A 4,334-nucleotide genomic window follows, 5' to 3' on the forward strand; every position below is an offset into this window, starting at 1 on the left:
CGGATCCCGGAGGGACTCGCGCAGGTTGCGCCATTCGCGTCGGGTCCAGCAGGCAGGAAGCGTGACATCGCCGGCAGGTTGGGTGGCGTAGAGGACCCGTCCGGTGGCGGTGCGGGCGATGGATTCCGGGTCGGCGGGGTCGGGCATGTAGGCGTGGCCGTGGGGCACAGCGGCACAGACATACCGGAGTCGCCGTTCATGCAGGATCCGCAGCGACGCCATAGCGCGCGATTGCACCGCAAGGGTATGGACCGGCCCTTGCGCGCAGCGCCGCAGCAGCGGATCCGGTTGCCAGCGCTGCCCGATGCGCAACATCCGCGGCCCCACATAGTAGCGGTGGTCGAAGCACTGCACCGCGCCAATCGCGACGAGCTGTTCGGCGAGCCGATGCACTGACGTTTTAGCCAGCCCGCTTGCGCGAGCCAGCGCGGTCAGTCCGAGACCGTCATCGGCGTCAGCAAGAGCGTCCAAGACAGCGAATGCGCCGTCGAGGACGCCCCGCCGCGCCGCGGCTGACGGCATCACCGCTGCCGATGGCGGTGGCTGGGCGCCGGCATCGGCAATCGGCCTAGGAAGGCCTGAACCACGGGCAGGTGGCGGCGGCTCAGACGTCAAGAGGTTCATCAAACTAATGGGCTAGAACGCGGCTTGCAGTCCGCCGACCGCAAGGGTAGTGCGACGGGGATTGGATGCGATTGGCCTTGATTAACATGTCGCTGCCTTTCAATGCTCGCTTGTCTCGGTTCTGACGTCTGGACGGTCTCGTGCAGTGAGGCTGGTCTCCAGAATGCGTTCGCTTCGGCCGTAGAACATCGGCGCTAATGCGTAGCTTTGTGCGCGAAGGGTCGTAGGTCCCGGACCCGCGGTGCGTACCAGTCCACGTCGGCCCAGCGACGGCGGAACGCATCGTCCGTTACCTGTGGCGACATAGCGACTTCTCCCGATGCTCAGTGGCTGCGTCAGAAGCAACCATAAATTGTCGACGGCGATAAGGAAACGAGTAGCGAACTACCCGAATTCAAAAAGGACCGCCCTCTGGCGATGAACATGTCGGCGTACACAGCGCTGCCCCGCCCGGCACCGCACAAGACTGACCCCGCCGGGCGAGTCGGTGACCCGCTCACATGTCAGGATGGCCCTGCCAGAGCGCGACACGAGTAATCGACTACTTACTCCGGGGAGCCCGCTATCAGCAATGATGAGTCGGTGGCACACGACGACATCGATGCGTACGAGGCGGCGTTGCGGCAGCTGCCCGAAGCGCATTCGCTGGCGCTGCGGTTGAAAAGGGCCGACGCCGCCGATGAGGTCGTGCGCGGCTATCTCGACCGTGAGCACCGTGTGTCTCCACAGAGCCACGCCGAACCTAAGTAAAACCTCACTCCTGAAAGGTTTTTCATGACGAGTGTCACCGGCAACGCCGCCGTTTACTCGACGCGTATTAAGGACGCGTAGTGACCGCCGCCGCCAACCAACTAGGATCAGTCGAGCACATCGTCGTTCTCGTCCTCGAGAACCGGTCGTTCGACCACATGCTCGGATTTCTTTACGCCGACTCGGGAAACGTCTCACCTGCCACCAAGCAGCCGTTCGAGGGGCTAACGGGTAAGGAGTCTAATTCGGATGCCACCGGCACCTCGGTGCCGGTGAGCGCGTTGGCCGCAACCACACCCAACGTCTACTTCACCCCTGGGGCGGATCCGGGCGAAGGCTTCGTGGCCACCAATGAGCAACTTTTCGGAGTGGCGAGCCCACCTGCCGGGACTTCGGCGACCAACGGTGGATTCGTGACGGACTTCGCGGAAACGCTGAAGGGCATCGACGCGCACCGGCCGATCATTTCGGGCACAACAGCTTCCGACATCATGGAAGTCTTCACCCCGGAGCTGTTGCCGGTGCTGTCGGGACTGGCTCGCGGCTTCGCGGTCTGCGACCACTGGTATAGCTCTGCGCCGACCGAGACGTTTCCCAACCGGGCTTTCCTGTGCGCGGCGACCAGTCAGGGCCACATGGATGACTCCACATCCAAATACACCTCGCAGAGCGTCTTTGGGCTCCTGAGCGCGCATAACCTGGCCTGGTCGATCTACGGCTACACCAGTCCCCCACTGACCCGGCTGAACTTTCCCGATACCACCGACGCGCCCGAGTCACACTTCGGCGTTTTTCGTGACTTTCAAACCGCAGCGGCGGAGGGAACCCTTGGCGCCTATACGTTTTTGGAGCCCAGCTGGGGATCGTCGGGCAACAGCCAGCACCCCAACTACGATGTGGCCCTCGGGGAGCAACTGATCCACGACGTGTACTACGCGCTGCGCAACGGGCCCGCCTGGAACCAGACCCTGCTGATCATCACCTACGACGAGCACGGCGGCTGCTACGACCACGTCGCTCCGCCGACCGGTGCGGTACCGCCGGACAGCAGCGCGGGTGAGTTCGGGTTCGACTTCACCCGCTTCGGAGTTCGAGTGCCGACCGTGCTCATCTCACCGCTCATCGCTGAGGGGACGGTATTCCGCCCGAGCGGAACCGTCCCGCTGGATCACACATCGATCCTCAAGACCGTCGAGACCCGTTGGGGCTTGCCGCCGTTGACCGCCCGCGACGCGGCGGCTCCCGATGTCGGCGACGTGCTGACCCTCTCGCAGCCGCGCACCGACGACCCGCTGACCGGCGTCACTGTCCCCGTGTCGACGGTCGCCAATCCCGTCGCGGGCACCCCTTCCCACATCCAGCAGACGTACGCCCAACTGGTCTCCGCGCTGCCGGTCAACGACACCCAAGGCCAGACCCACGCCGCAATGCCCACGCTGACAACCGAACAGGACTACCACGACTACATCACGTCACGCTCGGCGGCATGGACAGCCGAGCGAACCCGCGGAACGCAGTAGGGAGACCATGGTGACCTCAAACCCGCTGGCCACAGCCGGAACTCCCGCACAGATCTACGTCATTCGCCACGGCGAGAAACCGGCCGATCCACTGCCCGGAAAGCACGCCCCACCGCCGAGTCCCCCATTCGGGGTCGACGTCGACGGCAATCAGAACATCCATTCCCTGCTGCCGAGGGGATGGCAACGCTCAGGAGCGTTGACGGTGCTTTTTGACCCGACTGTAGGCGCGTTGCAAGCGGGGCTGCGCACTCCCACCGCGTTGTATTCACCGTCCTACGCTGATCCGGACAAGACGCAGAATCACCGCACCTTCCAGACCATTGAGGGTCTCAGTGAGCGACTAGGTGTCCCCATTCAGTCACCGTTGCCCGAAGGACAGGAACCCGCCCTCGCCGCGGCGGTTCTGGCCAGCGGCGGCGAGGTGGTGCTGATCTGTTGGGAGCACCAGCACATCCCCGCCCTCGCTCAGGCCGTCCCCACCCTCGACGCCACCACCGTCCCCTCCGCGTGGCCAGGCGACCGGTTCGACGTCATCTGGACCTCTACTCTTGACCCCACCACAGGACGTTACGTGTTCGGCCAAGTCCCTCAACAACTTTTGGTTGGCGACACCGACACGGTGATTTCGGATGACGACACAGGAAGGGTGAGTTAATGCCTGCGCAGCCGACGATCGATTTAGTGACGGCAATAAAATTGGGTCAACTCCTGAACACAACCTATGACACGTTGCCCAGTGACGTGACGAACCAGGCCGGTCAGAAAGTAAGCGCCGGCGGCACAGACTACACAGTGGTCACGACGATCTATGCCAACGATCTTTCCACCGACATCAACCCGAGCCGAGGCGACGACGAGGTTTCCATCGGGTTGATCTGTCAGGATCAAACCGGCAATGTGGCGATCGCGATCCGCGGTACCGAAGGAACCCTGGAGTGGATTCACGACGCCGAATTCCTCTCGGTGCCATGCCCCTTCCTGACCGGCGCCGGCCACACCGAAGGCGGCTTCACCGCCATGTATGAGTCCCTGCGGACCGGTGTTGCACCGAATTCGCCGACCGTGGTCAGCGCTTTGGCGAAGCTTCCGTTCCCCCGTCCGGTTAGCTCCGTGGCGATTTGCGGTCACAGCCTGGGAGGAGCCCTTGCGACGCTGCTCGCCCTGGACGTGGCGGCAAATACGGTCTTCAAGGACCCGGCCGCTTATACCTTTGGCAGTCCGCGCACCGGGGATTCGCTGTTTGCAAACACCTACGACCAGGTGGTCAAGAACTCGTATCGGGTCGCAAATCGCCTCGACATCGTTCCGACATTGCCTCCACCCGTGGACTATGACCATGTGCTCAATCCCTATGAGCTAAACCCGATTCGGTTCTTGCCGCTTCCCCCGAAAATTCTGGTCAAGTTCGACCCAGGGTGCGAACATTCGCTGCAAACG

The 4,334-nt window shown here is 63.1% G+C and carries 5 protein-coding genes; 4 read left to right on the forward strand and 1 reads right to left on the reverse strand.

Going from position 1 to position 4,334, the window contains the following annotated elements; genetic code table 11:
• The coding region (locus ACLP9N_RS13885) for a helix-turn-helix domain-containing protein (RefSeq protein WP_442407955.1) at positions 1-522 on the reverse strand (522 nt) is incomplete at its 3' end.
• Between the two features lie 684 nt (positions 523-1,206).
• On the opposite strand from ACLP9N_RS13885, the gene ACLP9N_RS13890 reads away from it, so the two are divergent.
• From ACLP9N_RS13890 to ACLP9N_RS13905, 4 genes are all read left to right on the forward strand, one after another.
• A complete protein-coding gene (locus ACLP9N_RS13890; RefSeq protein ID WP_442407956.1) occupies positions 1,207-1,374 on the forward strand; it encodes a hypothetical protein in 168 nt (55 codons plus the stop codon).
• An 80-nt stretch (positions 1,375-1,454) separates the two neighbouring features.
• Complete coding sequence (locus ACLP9N_RS13895) at positions 1,455-2,894, forward strand: alkaline phosphatase family protein (RefSeq protein WP_442407957.1); 1,440 nt, start codon at positions 1,455-1,457, stop codon at positions 2,892-2,894.
• Between the two features lie 10 nt (positions 2,895-2,904).
• Positions 2,905-3,552: a hypothetical protein gene (locus ACLP9N_RS13900; RefSeq protein WP_442407958.1), complete on the forward strand. Its 648-nt coding sequence runs from the start codon at positions 2,905-2,907 to the stop codon at positions 3,550-3,552.
• A partial coding sequence (locus ACLP9N_RS13905) for a lipase family protein (protein ID WP_442407959.1) occupies positions 3,552-4,334 on the forward strand: 783 nt, incomplete at its 3' end. The genes ACLP9N_RS13900 and ACLP9N_RS13905, both read left to right, overlap by 1 nt.

This window comes from Mycobacterium sp., assembly GCF_052144515.1.
GTDB lineage: Bacteria > Actinomycetota > Actinomycetes > Mycobacteriales > Mycobacteriaceae > Mycobacterium.